Genomic DNA, 18,517 nt, shown 5'->3' with positions numbered 1-18,517 from the left:
TGAGGTGAAAATATTGGAATCAAAAAAATCTGTCATTCTAGATAAAAACAGCGTAATCCCCTTATATCACCAAATCAAAGAAGATATCATTATGAAAATAAATAATAATGAGTATCAATTAAATGAAAAGCTACCTACTGAAAATGAATTAATAAGCAGCTACGGAGTAAGTAGAACAACTATTCGAAAAGCTGTTGAATTACTTGTGAATGAAGGATATTTAAAAGTAAAACGTGGAGTAGGCACTTTCATTGAAAAACCAACATTAAACCTTTGGAACTTAGAAAAGTTAAGAAGTTTTGATGACGAAGTAAACCGCCAAGGACTGCATGGGAAAACAGAAGTACTAAATATACAACGAATAAATTCCAATAAGAAACTTAAAAGTATCTTTGGAAGCAGCTATAAGGAGTATTATAAATTAGATAGATTACGATATATTGAAAATGAACCTTCTATTTTAGTCACAACATATCTCCCAAAAGATTTAACACCTAATCTTGATAATTTCGATTTCGCTGTTTTATCTTTATTTAACGTACTTAGAGAAAATTACCAAATTAAAATTGACTACGCGACCAGAACCTTTGAAGCGATTAATGCAAGTGAAGAGATAGCTAAAATCCTTCATATTGAAAAAAACAGTGCTATTCAGCTGGTAGACACTGTTACGTATGATGATAAGAACAATCCAATTGAGTATTCTATTTCCAGAGACCGAGGAGATATAACCAGGTTCAAAGTTATTTTAAAAATGTAAAAATTATTTATGATTTCAACAGCAGATATATCGCAATTTGATTTAAAACTATAAAATGAAACTTTATTCTGCAAAAGATTTAAGAACGGTTATCCATGATAAACTCATTTAAAGCAACAGAGCCTAACATCATTTCACAATTCTAACTAGTCAAATGGATGTTAGGCTTTTTATATCACTGCTTACTTAAACAATAAAAGCAGATATTCACTATTATTCAATTAGGAAAAGGAGACATAAACAGTTATTTCATTCTTCTCCTCGCTCCACAATCGTCGCATATCTATATTTCTCTTGAGGAACTATCCTTATGAAAGGCGACATCTCCTCTGTATAAAGCACCGTTAAATCATGCATCGCACGCGTACATGCTGTATAAAGCAAATATTTATCAGCAGAATGCGAATACACTTCAGCTGAAGCATCCGCAACAATGACAGCATCAAATTCAATACCTTTAGCTAAATAAACAGGAACAACTGTAACACCCTTTTGATAGTTTTTTGTATCCTCGTTAATCCGTTTTACAGTTATCTCTTGATGCAGCTGCTGATATATTTTATCACAGGCATCTGCCGTCTTCGCTATAATCGCAATCGTTTCATAGCCTTCCTGCTGCTTCTCCTCTATTTTGTAAAGCAACGCATCCTTTTCAGAAATCGACTTTGTCAAACGAATCACTTCCGGAAGGGAACCACTGCGATCAAAGGCTTCTACCGGTTGATTGCTTGGTGAAAAATAAGATGTAAAATCTGCAATCGGTTTTGTGGAACGATAGCTCTTCGTCAATACAATCCGTTCTGTACTTTCTTGCTGTGCGCCCTTTTCTTGAATTGGATTTTCCTCTGACGCATAGGAATAGATTGCCTGATTCACATCGCCAAGCAGTGTAAAACTGGCATATGGATAAAGATGCTTTAAATAGGCGAATTGAAAGGGTGTATAGTCCTGTGCTTCATCCATAACGATTAAATGTACAGGCCGCATAACTTCATGACCAATCATTTCCCCTTTAAAGAAGCTATAAGCTGTTGCCAGTTCCCACGGGAGTTGTTTTTTTCGGAGTTCCCGCAGTGCTTCTGCTTTATATTGCTGGATAGCGCTCGTTCCATTCAGCTCTGCTACAAAATCCATATACATTTTAAAGGTATTGACAAACCGGTTCTGGCGTATCATGTTTTTCAATGGCGCAAATGTTTTACGAATAATTTTCTCTCTTAAAACCTTCTCTTCATCCTGGATACTGCTTTCTTCCAGCTCGCTCTCTACTTCATGATAAGCTTTCATATAGTCATCCTTGCTCAGCAGCTGAATCTGATCCAGAACCCAATCCTTCCCGCTCTCTTCTTTTTGGAATACACGAATACGCTGCAGTAACCAATTTCTTAGCTGCTCCATTTTATTTGGAAGCCGCATATCTTTCTCCAAAGAGGCGAAATAGTTTTCAATCTCTTTCCTATCAATTAGTAATTCATTTCGAAAGCGGATCGACCTGAAAACAAGATTCGTTTGATTTAATTTTTCTAAATACCAATTAATGTTATCCATAAAAGCAACACTAGAAAAATACCGGATCGCTTCGATTTGTGTTTGCTGATTTTCATCCTTTAAGCTCATCAGTTTTTCTATTTGCTGAAAGGGAGTCTCTACATGCAACGCTTTATCCATTCCACTTGAAATAAATTGATGGAAGGTTTGCTGCTGAACCGGCTCCTCTCCCAATTCAGGCAAAACGTTTGCTACATAGCTGGTAAATAAGTCATTAGGTGATAATAACAAAACCTGATTCGCCGTTAAATTAGTCCGGTGGTGATAAAGCAAATATGCAATCCGCTGCAATGCAGCAGAGGTTTTTCCACTTCCTGCCGCACCTTGAACAACCAGCACTTTACTGCCACGATGACGAATAACAGCATTTTGCTCTTGCTGAATGGTAGAAACAATCGATTTCATTTGCGTATCAGCTGCCCCGCTTAAGCTTTCCTGAAGCATCTCATCAATAATTGTTACCGACGTATCAAAGATTCCCTTCATCTTCCCATTACGAATCATATACTGACGTTTTAAATGCATATCGCCATAGACCGTTTCTTTCTCCGTCTGGTATTCTACCGGACCTGGAGCATAATCATAATAAATGCTGGAAATAGGAGCACGCCAATCATAAATAAGAAAATCCTTCTCTTCTTCATCCATTAACGAAGAAGTACCAATATAAATTTGCTCTATATCCTTGCTGTCTTTCTCCTGAAAATCAATTCTTCCGAAATAAGGCTGTTTTTTTAGTCTTTCTAATTGATTCATCCGCTCATAATTTTTCCCATAATGCCGTTCTTTTTGCGCAAGGATGTTGGACTGCTGCTTAATACTTTCCTGCGTTTCAATAATGTCATCCATTTCATCCATGTTAACGGTAATATCATCCCAAAATGTTTTACGTAATTCAACGACATCTTCTTTCACCTTGGAGGCCTGTTCCTTCAAAGCAGTTTGTTTCTTCTCAATAATATCTAATACCTTTTCCAGTCGCTGATATTCAAATTCATGGCTATCATTTTGCTTATCCATCAACTTCCTCCTTTATTTTCAAAAATACCTGTTGACAATATTATAATTATAGTGTAAAATTTTAATATATGCACTTACATGTATAGGTGTATCTTTAACTTTTTTATTTTATCATTATTACATAAATTAATCAATACATATGTAAAAAGCCTGCTTAAATTTAAGCGGGCTTTTTTGGTACAATATCATTTTAAGGATCTATAATAAACACATATATAACATTATTAATGATAACCTAATTATGCAAAGTTAATCTACAAAAAAACCCAGCACTAAATAGCACTAGGATTCTTCCGTTAATTTTAATGTTGTTTCATATAACACTTCCACACCAGCGGCGAGTTCGTGTATCGCTGTCCATTCTTCCGGGCAGTGGCTGAGCCCCTCTTTGCTGGGAACAAAAATCAATCCGACATCTGTAATATCAGAAAGAACCATCGCATCATGACCTGCTCCGCTGTTCATCGTCAAATACGAGATATCTAACTGTTCACAGGAATCCTTCAGCAACGAACGAATTTCCTTATTCAGCTCCTTAGGCTGCATGTACAATGACTGTTCTACGGTAGTCTGAATATTATCCATTTCATAAGAGTTAATAACATCTTTTACCTTTTGCACGACATTTTTTACATGGATTTCTTTACTGGAACGGATATCAACAGAAAAGACGACTTTATCCGGAATCACATTAGCTCCATTTGGAAATACCTCATGTCTTCCTACTGTGGCAACTGTTCCTTCCCCTTCTTCTATAGCAATTTGTGGAAGCTTCGCAATAATATTAGCTGCTGTGACCAGTGCATCTGATCGCCTGTCCATCGGTGTAGTTCCAGCATGCCCAGCCTTACCGGTAATAGTAACCTCCAGCTGTGTCAGCCCGACAATTGATTCCACAACACCAATGGAAATTTGCTCTTCTTCCAAAACAGGCCCCTGTTCAATATGCATTTCTAAAAATGCTTTAATTGTTTCTGGATTACGTTTCATCTCTAAAGACGGATCTAAACCAATCTTTTTCATTGCTTCTGGAACAGAGATACCATCTTTATCCTTCATCTGCTGGATAGCATCTTTTTGGAGGTATCCGGCAATTCCTCTGGAGCCCATTAAACCGCCGCCGAATCTGGAGCCCTCTTCTTCGACCATTGCAATAATCTCTAATGGATATGCAGGCTTAACCCGATTTTCCTGAAATAGTGCCGCTACCTCCAATCCGGCAACGACTCCAGCTGGGCCATCATAATCTCCGCCATTGGGAACACTGTCAAAGTGAGACCCTACGATAACACTCGGCCCATCCTTTTTTTCGCCTTCCAGCCTGCCAAAAATATTGCCGAGACCGTCTTCTCTTACTTCTAATCCGTATGCTTTCATCTGTTCTTTGATATAGGTACGGGCCTGTAAGTCTTCTTCACTATACGTTAATCGTGTGGTTCCCTGATTTGGTGTAGCTGTAAAGTGACTTAAATTTTTAATATGCTTTTCAATTCTTTCCTGATTCGCTTTCACGTTATCCTACCTCCGTTAAATACATGCTTATAAGAAATTAACAAATATACCTGCCAGTATAACAGAAACAATCGTTACGGTCACAAATCCGCCAACTAGCATCGGCGGCAGCATATGACTCGTTAGTGCTTCTCTTTCTTTACTATCCTTTGTCAAGGAGTTGATTACCTCATTGGTAATTACATAATCTGCCGGAAAGCCATAGAAAGCAGTTAATGATATAGCATATGCCATTGCCTTGCTGACCTTAAGCAGCTTTCCAACAATAAAAGAAAAGATATACATGCCAATGACAGCTAAAAGGATACTTCCTACCAACAAGTATACTAGATCAAGCATCATCGTTGGAGTAGCATTTCTTAAACCATCAAGAATATAGAGCATTAACCCCATCATTGCAAAACCAAATCCGTTTGCCTTCTGAAGTGCCTGCTTCTCTAAGAAACCAGCGCTCCTGCCAATTACTCCAAATACAAGACAAAGCACCATAGGGCTTATAGATACTACTGGGTCCAGCCAGGCAGAAACCTGATAAGCAAGAAAACCGGTGACTGCTAATCTAAAAAATATAAAATAGCTTGTATTATATTGTTCAGGGAGATTTTTAAATAATCTTGCGCCCTCATATTCTTCTGCCGCTGCTTTATTTGATGTATCAGCTGCCTTTAATTCACCACTGCGAATTTTATCCAATAATCGTTTCCCTTCTTTTTTCAGCATGACAGATGTTAAAGGATATCCGGCAAAGCCTTGCATGACATAAATAACAATTGCAAAGACGGATAAGCTGACAAGTCCGGCTTCTGCCGCACCTTCCGACATAATCAGTGAGGATACCAGTCCGCCTACTAATGGTGGAACAGCAACAACCATAGCCTGGAACCCAAAGAGCAATGTACCAAAGCCCAGTAAGAAGGAAACCACACCTAAAATACCACCAAGTGCAATTAAAATCGTACGCCATTGCTGTTTCAACTCCTGTAATGATAAGAGTGTCCCCATATTTACAATCAGTAAATACATAAGTGCTGTAGCGACCACAGGCGGTATCCCTGCAATTTCAACAATATCCTGCGGAAAGAAGGTCCAATACCCCGCTAAAAACAGTACTGCACAAACAAAAATCGAGGGTACCCAGGCTTTTGTTCTGGCAGCAATTACATCTCCAATATATAAAATTAATACAATAAGAACTAACGCAAGCATCTGTGCCATGTTTATCTTTCCTCCATAAATTAAATTGTGTTATTCCTGATGTCTATCTACCAAAAAGCATTGAATATTTTCACATTAAAGACCATCAAAAAGGATTAACTGGTTTCGTAAAAAAATTGCATAAATACATATATAGCTTTATTTTCTATTCACATATTTTTCCGACAATTCATCGTATTAAAATGTTGCTTACCGGTTTTTAAGCTTATCATTTAAGCATAAAAAATTAATATCTTAAAATACTTTTTTGAAAAAAATTCATATTTAAAAGTAAAAAAAGACAGTCCAATAAAAGTCAGGCGCTGCTTCCATTTCAAAATATTCTATGAATAATTTGTTTCCAGATAATGCTCTCTACATCGAAGCAAAAAGTAAAGCTTTAATCAGAGATCTTCAAGTCAGGTGCACTGCGATAAATTAGTAAAAAAAGCTACTTTGGTGATAATCGAAATAATATCACCAAACAAGCTGCCCGTCAACAATAATTTAACGCTTTTCCACCTGGACGGATGCAGCTTTCTTCTACCTTATCCAATAAATAGTTATAAGATTAGAATTGGTATCGTTTTCTATATGCTGTTAGTAATTTATTCATATGATAGAAATCTTTATGCCTTTTCATTCCAGGAGGAGTTTGATGCAAAGTTTACTTATAACAAAATAAGAAAAAAGAACAGCTGCTTATTATTAGAATCCTGCACACAGGAATTCCAGTAAAGCACTGTTCTCTTTGTCACATTTGCAGGCAGCAAGACAGGATGGTTTATTATCGTCACAGCTCTGAATTGGGCTGTCTTGCAGATCAAGGCAACGTGGTTTTTGAACATCCTCTAAGACTGCAAATTTTTATTTGTCCTCATTAGATAAATTCAAAGTATCCAATAATCTAAAGAATAAACTGATTAAGATAGCCACAATGGTTGCAAGCCCCATTCCCTTCAGTTCGATTGTTCCCAGCTGAATGCTTGCTCCGCTTACACCAATTGCTAAAACCACACAGGTCAAGATAAGATTTTGTGACTTATTATAGTCAATTTGCTGTTCTACAAGCATGCGTAACCCGCTCACTGCAATAATTCCAAACAGCAATAAGGAAATCCCGCCCATAACAGGTGTTGGAATGGATGAAATTAAGGCAGCCAATTTACCACAGAAGGAAAGAATGATTGCTAATACAGCAGCTCCCCCAATAACCCAAGTAGAATATACTCTGGTAATTGCAAGAACACCTATATTTTCACCATAGGTTGTATTTGGTGTCGAACCGAAAAAGCTGGAAATCATTGTAGAGATACCATTACCAAATAAAGAACGGTCTAAGCCGGGATCCTTCATCATATCCTTTTTTACGATATTCTCTGTAACTACTAAGTGTCCAATATGCTCTGGTACCAGTACAAGTGCTGCCGGTAAAATAATAAAAATATCCGACCAATTAAATTCAATTTGATAATAAGTCGGCATTTGTATCCAGGCTGCCTCACGAACTGGTGCAAAATCAACGATGCCAAACATCGCTGCCAGCACATAGCCAGTCACGATCCCAAGCAGTATTGGAATAATTTTTAAGAACCCTCTCAAGGTTACCCAATAAATAATCGTTACCCCTAATGTCAGCAAAGATACTGTTATAGCTGTCATATCTCTTGGTACATCTGCTGCGGGTAATAAACCAGCCATGCCTGCCGCTGTCGGAACCAGCTCCAGTCCAATTACTGCAACAATTGCCCCCATCGCTGCCGGTGGAAAAATGACATCAATCCAGCTTGTTCCTGCATATTTTACAATCACCCCGACCAGAGTTAAAACAAGACCGACTACGAAGAAACCACCCAGTGCAGCACCATAGCCTCCCCCCTCAGTCAAAACCATTGTAACCGGCGCAATAAATGCAAAGCTCGATCCTAAGTAAGCAGGAATCTTTCCTTTTGTTATAAGGATATATAGCAGTGTCCCAAAGCCATTCATCATTAAAATGGTCGCCGGATCTACATTAAATAAAAGCGGCACTAAAACCGTTGATCCGAACATAGCGAATAAATGCTGCAAGCTTAAAGGAAAGCTCTGCAATAATGGCAGTCGTTCGTGTACCTGAATTTCTCTTGATTTCATGAATACCTGTCCCTTCTGTATACATTTTATATTCCATAGCTGTCCAATCCAAAAACACCTTGCCAGTCTGGAAGGCAAGGTGTTGGGATATACAAAGAAATATTATCTTTTAAAATACATACTCAAAAGCTTAAGAGAGAAACCGAAAAATTTGCAGCGGCGTTATTATTCAACTTTTGAACATCTTCTTCTAAAGGACATATTTATTTTGCTTTATCCAAGCTACCTTACCAGCCTCACAGGACTGGATTAAAGGTTTATAACATAGGTTCACATTATGATATATTATGACAATACATCTTATACCTGTCAATATCATTTGATAAAGGTCAGAATTTTGCTCTGCAACGATAAATAACATGTCCCTGTGAAGAGAACTTTTCCTCATATTCGGTTTTCACATTTGTTTCATCCCCGATTGCATGCAAATCTAAATTCACTTCCATCAGATGCATCCCATATTCAGAAAAACTGACTAACGAATACTCAAATAATCCACGATTATCTGTTTTCAGAACGATTTGACCCGAATCCACTAAAATATTCCGGTATTGCTCTAAAAAGCTCTTATAGGTTAAACGACGCTTTTCATGACGATTTTTCGGCCAGGGATCAGAAAAATTCAAATAAACCTGTTCCACTTCATTTTCTGCAAACAATGCCAGCATATCACTCGCATCCTCATTTAACAGACGAATATTGTCCAATGCTTCTTCATCCACCTTTTGAACAGTGGAGACAATAATACTTTTGGCAACCTCAATGCCAACAAAATTAATGTCGGGATACTGCTTCGCCATTCCTGTAATAAATTGCCCTTTACCAGAGCCAATTTCTACATGTATCGGGTTCTCATTGCCAAAAACTTTTTTCCATTCTCCTTTATGTACGCCGGGATTCTCTAATACAATATGCTTTTTTTCCTTCAAATAATCATCTGCCCAAGGCTTATGTCTTTGTCTCATGTACGCTTTCCTCACTTTTATTGCTTTATTTATGATATGAATAATAATTAATTATCCGTGTAAACTATGCTCAGAAACGAGGTGAATTCAGATGCAATTATCTATACAAAATAAACTGCAATTACTCTGTGATATTTTGGACGAGCATCATTCTAATTCCTCCGTATCCGCTAATGAACATGCTCAACTAGAACGGCTCGCTGCGTCCATATTAGCTCAAAAAGAATTAGCTGGTGAGGATATCCAAAACGTTCTGACAAGTATTCATCAATATGGCAAGGAAGGCATTTCCACATCTGACCTATCCAGGCATATCGATCATCATCAGGATCAATTTTCTCATTGGATTAATACTGTCCAGCAACATCTCTAAGCGCGGATACGCCACCGTTTATGACACGATAAAATCTTTAATGGACCGGTTAATTTCCTGTAATTCCTTTAATCTTTGCTGGACTTTCTCACTCTCCTTGCGGTCAAAGTGCCAGCATAAGAATTGCAGATTATCCTGCAAAAGATACCAGTACATGCGAATAAACCATTGTCTGTCCGGGTTGATTCCGTAATTGATAAGCCACTCTTTCCAATCATCCTTTGGAATATACCACTTTAAGAGCATACCAATATCCGTTGCTGGATCAGCGATGGTTGCATTATCCCAATCAATTAAATAAATGATATTTTCTTTTGTTAAAATTAAATTATTATGATTCATATCACAATGACACACTGCCAGCTTTTGATTCCTCGTATAAGGAAGCATCATCTCCAGCAAACCAATCGCTTCCCGTACTGCTTCCTGCTCACCAGTTAACCCCTTCTCTTCTAACTGTATACATAGCTGTGAGAAACTTTCATCTGAGGTTGTCGGTTTTTTCTCCATTTTCAAGAGCATATGCATTAATTCAGAAGAATGATGTATTTTATACAATAAATCAGCCACAGCCTGCTGCTTCATTTCTTTCTCATTCAAAGAACGCCCTTCCAGCCATTCCTGAGCGGTAATAACATCACCATTTTCTATTCTCTTTGTCCAAATAAGCTTTGGTACAATACCTTCAGCAGAGAGTACCGCTAAGAAGGGCGATGTGTTTCGTTTCAAAAACAATCGCTTCCCATTTTTTTCAGCTATAAATGCCTCGCCAGTTAAACCGCCAGCCGGTCTGACAAGCCACCCTGTACCTAAAGCATGTTCGAGCCAGTTAATCATAATGTCTTCCCATCTTTCAAAATTAGCATTCAAGGATCGTCCGAAAAATCTTTATTTACCCATAGACCATTCTTGCTTTTTATCTGTTTATCATGAATCCTTCTCGCCAGATAGACAAGCAATCCTTCTCTATTTGCGATAAATAATAGTATTCTTTTTAACGTGTTAAGTCTATATTGTATCTAGAAATGATCAAAATTACAATATCTATGTAAGTTATCAATGATATTAAAATAAATTGAAACTTCAATTAATCGAGTACATTGCCGCTTATTCCTCTTCCCATTCCGGTCTTGGGAAAGAATAGGATAAACTGTTTCTTAATAAAGACTCCGCCACATTGAGCTGTCTCTTTTTAAGCGGCAAATGAACCGTTCTTTTTTCTTGAAACCATTCCGGAAAAGTGAGCTTGTCGATGATTTCCGTCTGGTAGGGTGCTGTTGCATAGAGAATATGGTTCGTTCTGGAAATAACGACTTTTTTAATAGGGATATTTATATTCTCTGCTTTTAAAAACCTTTCAATCCATTTTTCCGACCGTTTTAATGAAATTAATGGATTAACAAGACGACCTGGCTCTTCATTTTTTTGAGCAGTAATTGTCCATGTACGCTCATCTCCGGCCATAATCACTTCATTTGTCTCTAATTCCACAAATGACAGTATCTCTATCCCAATTGGTGTAATAAGAATAATATCTGTTTCGACGGCTGCCTGTTTAACAGCAAATATCGGCCGGTACATCACAAGATATGTATCAGGAAAGCGCTGCAGCAAAAATCGTAACAGCGGGTCATTATAATAACTTGAATCAACGACAGAAACCTGAGACACAGTAGATGAGGCCCATTTCAACTGGATTTCCAGTAACCTGTCCAGAAAAACCTGCTTCAACGCTTCTTCTGTCTCAGGGAGCTTAAGTGGTGGTTTATTTCGTTTGACTATCTCCTCATCAGGTGTTAAATCCTCTACAGAAACGGACGACTTGATGAACCGCTCTTTCCATTTTTGCAGAAAAGAATTTTTTGCCTTTGCATCTTCAACCTCTATGTGCTCTTCTATATTTATCTCTTCCTGCTGAGAAGGGGCAAGCCACTCTGAATAGAAGCATTCCCATTGCTCTTTCTTTTGTCTGATATATTGCGTGGGATAGCGATAGGTATCCCACGCATATCTAGAAATATAATCCTGCAGCTTGATTAACTGTGCCATTTACCCTATTCTCTCCTCTTTCCTTTTCATCGGCTAAAAGCGTTTATGCCTTGCGACAGACACCAATACTAAACCTTTTGTCTGTCAAAAAAATTAAAAGCTTTTATCCTTATCCCGCCATTAAAAAATCCTGTAAACTGCTGTTTACCTATTTTCCCTCCAACTTACATACCTTTATTCCTCACCACGCAATGGAAAGCTTTGGATAATCTCATATTTTGGCTTAGACGCAGGATGTACTTTATATAAATGAATAGCATCCACCTGGAATGCTTCATCTAAGAAAGGCATACCAGACAATATGTCATTCCAGCCATTCGCTGTTAACGTTTTCTCCTGCTCAGTCCATTTCTTTCCTATGGTAATATGAGGCGTATACATCCTTTTCTCTTTTCTATAGCCAACCGTTTCACAGGTTTGAACAACTTGCTTTTGTATCTTACTTAATATGGAATTATTCTCAATCCCCAGCCATAACACTCTTGGCTGCTGCTTATTCCCAAAAGTCCCTAATTTTGATTTTTTTAAAGTAAATGGCGCATAGGCTGTTACCGCCTGAAGCCCGTTGCGAAGAGCATCAAGCGACTTTTCATCTATGTTTCCCAAAAAAACCAATGTTATATGAAAATCTAACTTATCCGTCCATTGCTTATATGGAAGGCGATACACCAGCTCTTTCTGCCATTCTGATAATACCTTTGCCCATTCCGGCTTGATCTGAATACCTATAAAATAATGAGACATGGCTAAAACTCCTTATTGTTCAAACGGAAGCAATCATCCATTTCTTGTTCTGTCAGCGGGCGGTAAGCTCCCGGCGGCAGTTGACTGTCCAGAGTTAATGTCCCCATCCGATACCGCTTTAAATAGGTTACTTTACAATCGACCGCCGCAAACATACGCTTAATTTGATGGAATTTTCCTTCTGTTATTTCTATTTGCACTTCAGAACTCCCCTGCTCCTCGTTTGCTGATAGTATATCCAGTTTCGCTGATTTTGTAACATAGCCATCTTCCAGTTTTACACCTGCAGCGAATTGTTGAATAACATTTGCCGGCAGTTCCCCCTTTACCTTTGCCCGATACATTTTCGATACATTTTTGTTAGGCGAGGTAAGTCGATGCGCCAGCTCCCCATCATTTGTAATTAACAATAGCCCTTCTGTATCCTTATCCAGCCTGCCTACCGGAAAAGGCTGAAAATGTCTCTCCTGTTCCGATAATAAGTCAATGACTGTTTTATCCTTGGTATCCACGGTTGCTGACACAACACCGGAAGGCTTATGCAGCATTAAGTAGATAAATTTCTGATAAATAACCGGTTCTCCTTCTACACATATACTGTCCTTGTCCGGATTTACCTGGACGGAGCCATCTTTGACTATTTTCTCATTTAAAGTGACTTTTTTCGCTTTCAGCAGCTGTTTTACTTCTTTCCTGCTTCCGACACCCATATTTGCTAATAATTTATCTAATCGCATATGAAAGAAACTCCTTTTACTTTTATCTTTTCATGCGCTTTAATCGATTTAAGCCTGGTACACTTCCATTAAAAATATGATCCAGCAAAGTGGATTTATACGCTAAAAAGAGATAAGACAACCCGCCAGCAGATATGCCGATTAAGAGCATAATAGTCGTTGCCCAGCGTACTTCCTGATATGGCAGGAAGAGGCCGAAAACAAATTTTAAAACAACAATAACGAAGCACATCATTCCTGTAAAAATCAATATTAAAATTGTTCGTTTAATTGTTTGTTTAAATGAAAAATTCACGGTTCGTTTTAATCGTGCTAAATTGAGTCCAACGGCAATTCCTGCTGCAATCGCCGTACCTAAAATTGCGCCCTTACCGCCGAACAGATGAATAAACTGACTGTTAAATATTACTTTGACTAACAAGCCGGCCAGTAAGCTGACAACCGCATAATTCTGCTGGTTAACCCCCTGCAGCATCCCTGCTGTAACGGTAATCAGCCCAAACAGTAATGCTACTGGAGCATACCATGCCATTAATGATCCGGTAATCTCAATATCTTCCAATGTAAATAAAGAGCCAAAAATTTCATCAGAAAGGATCGCAATCCCCGCAGCTGCCGGAATAACAAAAACCATTATAACCTGAAGTGCCTGATTAATAAGCTTCGTATAAGCAGGCTGATCATTTTGTGTAAAAGCATTCGTTAATGACGGAAGCATTGCCATAGATAATCCCGTAGCAATCGTCATTGGAATAATAATTATTTTATGACCTAAATTATTAATCACAGCTAATTCCGTATCATATGTTGCTCCTCTGCCACTGGCAACCATGGCAGGCTGAAATGTAAACTGATCGACAAGCTGATACAACGGAATTGCTAAGCCGACTAATACAAATGGACCGGCATAGCGGAATAATTCCTTAAATAGATCAACTGTACGAAAGTCATGTGTTGTTGTCTGTTTCGCAATTTGCTTATCAATATATGGTTTTCTCTTTCTCCAATACCAAAATAGAACGAAACATGATGCAATCGCACCAATTAATGCAGCAAATGCAGCAAAGCCGACTGCCAATGTAATCGACCCGTTAAAATAACTTACAATAATATAGGAGCCGACTAAAATAGCGATGATACGTACAATTTGTTCTACAGTCTGTGAGATAGCCGTCGGTCCCATCGATTGATTCCCCTGAAAAAAACCTCGGACAATACTCATTGCCGGAATGACAATTAAAGCAAAACTGACCATCCGAATAACAAAGGCAATATCCTCTGAGGTAATCGGTCCCTCTTCTCCTTGAATCTGGTATGCTCCTATCCAATCTGCCGATAAAAACATCACAAGAAATGCAACAGTACCAGTCCCAAGCATTAATATACTTCCAGCACGAAACATTCGCATCCCAATTTGATAATCGCCTAAAGCGTTATATTTAGACACGAATTTCGATACAGCAGCAGGGATTCCAACTGTAGATAAACTAATAAAAATACTATAAGGTGTATACGCATATACAAACAGCGCACTGCCTGTCGTACCAACGATTGCAAAAAACGGTATAACAAAAATCATTCCTAAAAATCTGGACAGGAACGATGCACCTGATAACAGCATCGTTCCCCTTAGCATATTTGACATTGTAACTTTTTCACCTACAATTAGATTAATAAAATAGATTGCTTTATTTTAGCACTTCCTATTAATTTTAGCATACTTTTCGATTGCTTTCTTTGATTTAATTTGCTAAAAATCGACAAATCCTATAAAAACTCTTGAATGTTATGATTGAATGCTATACATATTGTACATTTCTTTAGAAAATGCTACGATACGCATAAGAAAGAAAGGAATGAGAAAACTCTTGAATTATGATGTTATTGTTATTGGCGGCGGACCTTCCGGATTAATGGCTGCCATTTCAGCTGCTGAGCATGGTGCAAAAACACTGCTTATTGAAAAAGGAAAAAAGCTTGGCAAGAAGCTAGCCATCTCCGGAGGCGGACGCTGTAATGTAACCAACCGTCTGCCCCAGGAGGAAGTGATAAAACATATTCCTGGTAATGGAAAGTTCCTATATAGTGCTTTTTCTGTATTTAATAATTATGACATTATTGATTATTTTGAAGGACTGGGCATTGCACTAAAGGAAGAAGATCACGGCAGAATGTTCCCAAAATCAAATAAAGCGATGGATGTCGTCAATGCACTCATTCATCAATTGAAAGAACAAGGTGTTACAGTAAAGATGAATACAAAGGTAGCTGCGATAGAGTATGGTGAGAATGTGCATACAGTACATCTTGATGAAGAAAATCCCGTAAAAGCTGCGTCCATTGTTATTGCTGCCGGTGGAAAAGCTGTACCTCATACTGGTTCGACAGGAGATGCCTATCCGTGGGCTAAAACTGCCGGTCATACTGTCACCACACTATACCCGACAGAAGTGGCACTTACCTCAAAGGAAGATTTTATTAAGCAAAAGAAGCTCCAAGGCTTGTCTTTAAGAGATATTCGTTTAAGTGTATTAAATAAACGTGGTAAGCCAATCATTACCCATCAAATGGATATGATTTTCACCCATTTCGGAATCTCTGGACCAGCTGTTTTACGCTGTTCCCAATTTGTTGTTAAAGAGCTTATGCGAGGCAGAGATACGGTAGAAATGCATCTGGATATTTTACCGGAAATAGCAAAAGATGATTTATTTAAACAGGTTAAGGATACTCTTGAAAAAAATCCAAAAAAAGCATTTAAAAATGCCGTCAAAGGAATGATCCCGGAACGTCTTCTTGATTACTTGATGGAAAAGCATGGCATTAGTCCTGAACAAAAATGTGCCAATATCTCTAAAAGCTCCTCCCTTCAATTTGTGAAAGATATTAAAAACTTTTCCTTCCAGGTACATGGCAGCCTTCCAATGGAAAAAGCCTTTGTCACTGGCGGAGGTATTTCTATTAAAGAAATTGTTCCAAACACGATGAAATCAAAAATCATGCCTGGATTATATTTCTGTGGAGAAATTTTAGATATACACGGCTATACAGGCGGGTACAATATTACGTCTGCGCTCGTTACCGGAAGAATTGCCGGCATGAATGCAGCCCTTGATACAAAAGCGAATATTGTTAATTAATAACTTTCATAATTTATTTTTCTGCGGAAATAATAAGCTTGTCTGAGCTTAGCCGTCTATAGGTATGGCAGGTTCTAACAACTATCTTTTTCACTTTATCGAAGGGAAGGGCTAGTATGGAAAAGAACTCCATTTGGATTCCTTTGGTTGCCTCTGTCGGTATTGGTGCAGCCACTTTCTATTCTATGACCAATCAACATCAAAATGTAGGTCAAGCACTGCAGCAAGCAGCTCCTTTTTTCAGCTCAAAGCCAAATGCATCCTCAGGAAAAAAGGACTCTGAATCATTAGGACCGTTTGGAATGAGTTAGTATCTCAGACTTGGAAGTATCCTTAGTGATACTTCCTATTTTTTTATAAACCATCAGCTAACCTTTCTCTTTTCTATCCTCTTTAATGTAAACTCTGGCTATCCTTTCAAATTTAAGTTATACTATGTCACGTTACATTTAATTCACAAACTGGATTGGAGAGTTTTTATGCAACGTTTTGGTCTATTATTACGTATTATTATTGCAATTGCTCTTGGTATTGTTATCGGATTAATTGCGAATGATTGGCTTATTCGCTTGTTCGCCACCTTTAATGATATATTTGGCGAATTTTTAAGCTTTATCATCCCACTTATTATTATCGGCTTTATCGCACCCGGTATTGGCTACATGGGCAAAGGGGCCGGGAAATTATTATCCGTTACCGCACTTTTCGCTTATGTATCAACCATTATTGCCGGTATTATTGCTTTTATAGCGGCAAGTAATCTTTATCCAGCCATTTTAAGCGGGCAATCATTAACTATGTTTAATGACCCTAGTAATGCGCTGCTTGAAGGATTTTTGCATTTTGAACTGCATCCTCCTTTTGAAGTAATTACTGCACTTATTCTTGCATTTGTTTTAGGGATTGGCATGGCAGCCTTAAAAAATGATGCATTATTAAATGTTTTCAATGATTTTCGTTCCATTGTGGAATTGGTTATCAGTAAAATAATTATTCCTTTATTACCTATCCATATTTTCGGAATTTTTGCTAACATGACACATGCAGGTCAAGTTGCTTCTATTATAAAGGTATTTGCTGTTGTTTTTGTAATGATTATTCTATTACATGTTTTATACTTGATTTTTCAGTATTCGTTAGCTGGAGTTTTAAGCAAGCAAAACCCTTTTATCATGTTAAAAACCATGCTGCCAGCTTATTTTACAGCACTTGGAACCCAATCTTCTGCTGCTACGATTCCGGTTACTTTGGAACAAGCGAAGAAATTAAAGATGAAAGATAATATTGCTGATTTCACTATCCCTTTACTCGCTAATATACACTTATCAGGAAGCACAATTACGTTACTAAGCTGTGCATCAGCTGTTTTATTTTTACAAGGTGAATCTATTTCATTTGCAGCTGTTTTCCCTTTTCTCCTTGTATTAGGGGTTACGATGATCGCAGCACCTGGGGTTCCGGGGGGCGCAGTAATGGCGTCTATCGGGCTGCTTGAATCAATGTTAGGCTTTGGGCCGACAATGGTTTCTTTGATGATTGCCCTATATCTAGCTCAAGATAGCTTAGGTACGGCATGTAATGTCACTGGAGATGGTGCGATTGCAAGCATGACAGATTCAATGAACAACCGTTGGAATATATCTAAATAATAAAGAAGGACGAGAAGTATCCAGTTTTGGTTTTACTTCTCTTTTTTTATAAAATATTTATCTGAAATTCAATTTCACATGCAGACTCATCGCTGCTTACATCAATTAATTTCAAATATAGAGGCTGTTCTGGCACTCCTTTTTTAATTCACCAAAAACAGAGGGAGGGCATCGCTTATACAATGACGATAACATCATGCGGCTGGAGCGTGTCTTAGCTTTAAAATACATGTTTTTTTATTAGAGCAAATTAAAGATATTTTAGCAAAGTCAACTTCGAACTGGCAGGAATCGTTTCAAGAGCAGCTGCAATGGCTTCAGTTAGTTCATGAAGTATTGCCAATCTATTCAATGGCAGAGGTTATACTGCACCCTTGGCTTCATCTACTTTTGAAGGAAACTACATTAATTTAATTATATGGGGTGTTTTAGGATTTAGTGGTATTATTTTATTTTGAATAGAAAGTAAGGAGAAGAAAGCTAAAAAGGGCTGTCACAATAAATGCAACAGCCCTTTTTGACTTGTCTGGCAACGTCCTACTCTCGCAGGGGGAAACCCCCAACTACCATTGGCGCTGAAGAACTTAACTTCTGCGTTCGGCATGGGAACAGGTGTGACCACTTCGCTATCGCCACCAGACCTACAGGATGTAAACCGTTCAATGTTGTCCACAAATGTATTCGATGGGGCGA

Annotated in this window: 15 protein-coding genes and 1 rRNA gene; 5 read left to right on the top strand and 11 right to left on the bottom strand. The window is 38.1% G+C overall.

Annotated features, from left to right (window positions below; all coding sequences use genetic code 11):
* The first annotated feature begins 13 nt into the window (after nucleotides 1-13).
* Nucleotides 14-760 (top strand): GntR family transcriptional regulator, encoded by a 747-nt coding sequence (locus FLK20_RS14055; RefSeq protein WP_227995060.1) that lies wholly within the window; start codon nucleotides 14-16, stop codon nucleotides 758-760.
* 249 nt (nucleotides 761-1,009) lie between these two features.
* On the opposite strand, the gene helD is transcribed toward FLK20_RS14055, so the two are convergent.
* From helD to trmB, 5 genes are all read right to left on the bottom strand, one after another.
* Nucleotides 1,010-3,328: an RNA polymerase recycling motor HelD gene (gene helD / locus FLK20_RS14050; RefSeq protein ID WP_152657228.1), complete on the bottom strand. Its 2,319-nt coding sequence runs from the start codon at nucleotides 3,326-3,328 to the stop codon at nucleotides 1,010-1,012.
* Between the two features lie 282 nt (nucleotides 3,329-3,610).
* Entirely contained in the window at nucleotides 3,611-4,840 is a 1,230-nt protein-coding gene (locus tag FLK20_RS14045) for a Zn-dependent hydrolase (RefSeq protein WP_152657227.1), read from the bottom strand.
* A 27-nt stretch (nucleotides 4,841-4,867) separates the two neighbouring features.
* On the bottom strand, nucleotides 4,868-6,055 hold the full coding sequence (locus FLK20_RS14040; protein WP_152657226.1) for a hypothetical protein: 1,188 nt from the start codon (nucleotides 6,053-6,055) through the stop codon (nucleotides 4,868-4,870).
* An 846-nt stretch (nucleotides 6,056-6,901) separates the two neighbouring features.
* Nucleotides 6,902-8,167 (bottom strand): uracil permease, encoded by a 1,266-nt coding sequence (uraA, locus tag FLK20_RS14035; protein ID WP_152657225.1) that lies wholly within the window; start codon nucleotides 8,165-8,167, stop codon nucleotides 6,902-6,904.
* Nucleotides 8,168-8,496: 329 nt separating this feature from the next.
* The gene (gene trmB / locus FLK20_RS14030; RefSeq protein WP_152657224.1) at nucleotides 8,497-9,132 is read right to left on the bottom strand and encodes a tRNA (guanosine(46)-N7)-methyltransferase TrmB; all 636 of its coding nucleotides are present in this window, start codon (nucleotides 9,130-9,132) and stop codon (nucleotides 8,497-8,499) included.
* 91 nt (nucleotides 9,133-9,223) lie between these two features.
* Between trmB and FLK20_RS14025 the strand changes: the two genes are divergently transcribed.
* Nucleotides 9,224-9,505, top strand: coding sequence for a YtzH-like family protein (locus tag FLK20_RS14025; protein WP_152657223.1), 282 nt, complete (start codon nucleotides 9,224-9,226; stop codon nucleotides 9,503-9,505).
* A gap of 18 nt (nucleotides 9,506-9,523) precedes the next feature.
* Here the strand turns inward: FLK20_RS14025 and FLK20_RS14020 are convergent, their stop codons facing one another.
* From FLK20_RS14020 to FLK20_RS14000, 5 genes are all read right to left on the bottom strand, one after another.
* Nucleotides 9,524-10,342, bottom strand: a complete 819-nt coding sequence (locus FLK20_RS14020; protein ID WP_152657222.1) for a phosphotransferase family protein — start codon at nucleotides 10,340-10,342, stop codon at nucleotides 9,524-9,526.
* Between the two features lie 270 nt (nucleotides 10,343-10,612).
* The gene (locus FLK20_RS14015; protein ID WP_152657221.1) at nucleotides 10,613-11,554 is read right to left on the bottom strand and encodes a nuclease-related domain-containing protein; all 942 of its coding nucleotides are present in this window, start codon (nucleotides 11,552-11,554) and stop codon (nucleotides 10,613-10,615) included.
* Between the two features lie 174 nt (nucleotides 11,555-11,728).
* The gene (gene thpR / locus FLK20_RS14010; RefSeq protein WP_152657220.1) at nucleotides 11,729-12,298 is read right to left on the bottom strand and encodes an RNA 2',3'-cyclic phosphodiesterase; all 570 of its coding nucleotides are present in this window, start codon (nucleotides 12,296-12,298) and stop codon (nucleotides 11,729-11,731) included.
* A gap of 2 nt (nucleotides 12,299-12,300) precedes the next feature.
* Nucleotides 12,301-13,035 (bottom strand): pseudouridine synthase, encoded by a 735-nt coding sequence (locus FLK20_RS14005; protein WP_152657219.1) that lies wholly within the window; start codon nucleotides 13,033-13,035, stop codon nucleotides 12,301-12,303.
* Nucleotides 13,036-13,057: 22 nt separating this feature from the next.
* Nucleotides 13,058-14,680 carry a putative polysaccharide biosynthesis protein gene (locus FLK20_RS14000; RefSeq protein ID WP_152657218.1) on the bottom strand — a complete coding sequence of 541 codons (1,623 nt, stop codon included), beginning with the start codon at nucleotides 14,678-14,680 and terminating at the stop codon, nucleotides 13,058-13,060.
* Between the two features lie 223 nt (nucleotides 14,681-14,903).
* Here FLK20_RS14000 and FLK20_RS13995 point away from each other — a divergent pair, with 223 nt between their 5' ends.
* The 3 genes from FLK20_RS13995 (at nucleotide 14,904) to FLK20_RS13985 (ending at nucleotide 17,824) form a co-directional block, all read left to right on the top strand.
* Entirely contained in the window at nucleotides 14,904-16,175 is a 1,272-nt protein-coding gene (locus tag FLK20_RS13995; RefSeq protein ID WP_152657374.1) for a BaiN/RdsA family NAD(P)/FAD-dependent oxidoreductase, read from the top strand.
* A 116-nt stretch (nucleotides 16,176-16,291) separates the two neighbouring features.
* The gene (locus tag FLK20_RS13990) at nucleotides 16,292-16,486 is read left to right on the top strand and encodes a hypothetical protein (protein WP_152657217.1); all 195 of its coding nucleotides are present in this window, start codon (nucleotides 16,292-16,294) and stop codon (nucleotides 16,484-16,486) included.
* 168 nt (nucleotides 16,487-16,654) lie between these two features.
* Nucleotides 16,655-17,824 carry a dicarboxylate/amino acid:cation symporter gene (locus FLK20_RS13985; RefSeq protein ID WP_152657216.1) on the top strand — a complete coding sequence of 390 codons (1,170 nt, stop codon included), beginning with the start codon at nucleotides 16,655-16,657 and terminating at the stop codon, nucleotides 17,822-17,824.
* Nucleotides 17,825-18,348: 524 nt separating this feature from the next.
* On the opposite strand, the gene rrf is transcribed toward FLK20_RS13985, so the two are convergent.
* Nucleotides 18,349-18,464: ribosomal RNA gene (gene rrf / locus FLK20_RS13975) — 5S ribosomal RNA — on the bottom strand.
* Nucleotides 18,465-18,517 lie beyond the last annotated feature (53 nt).

It is taken from the genome of Oceanobacillus sp. CFH 90083 (genome assembly GCF_009389585.1).
GTDB lineage: Bacteria > Bacillota > Bacilli > Bacillales > Amphibacillaceae > Oceanobacillus.
Note: the sequence above shows the minus strand (reverse complement) of the source record. Positions and strands in the feature narration are given on the sequence as shown.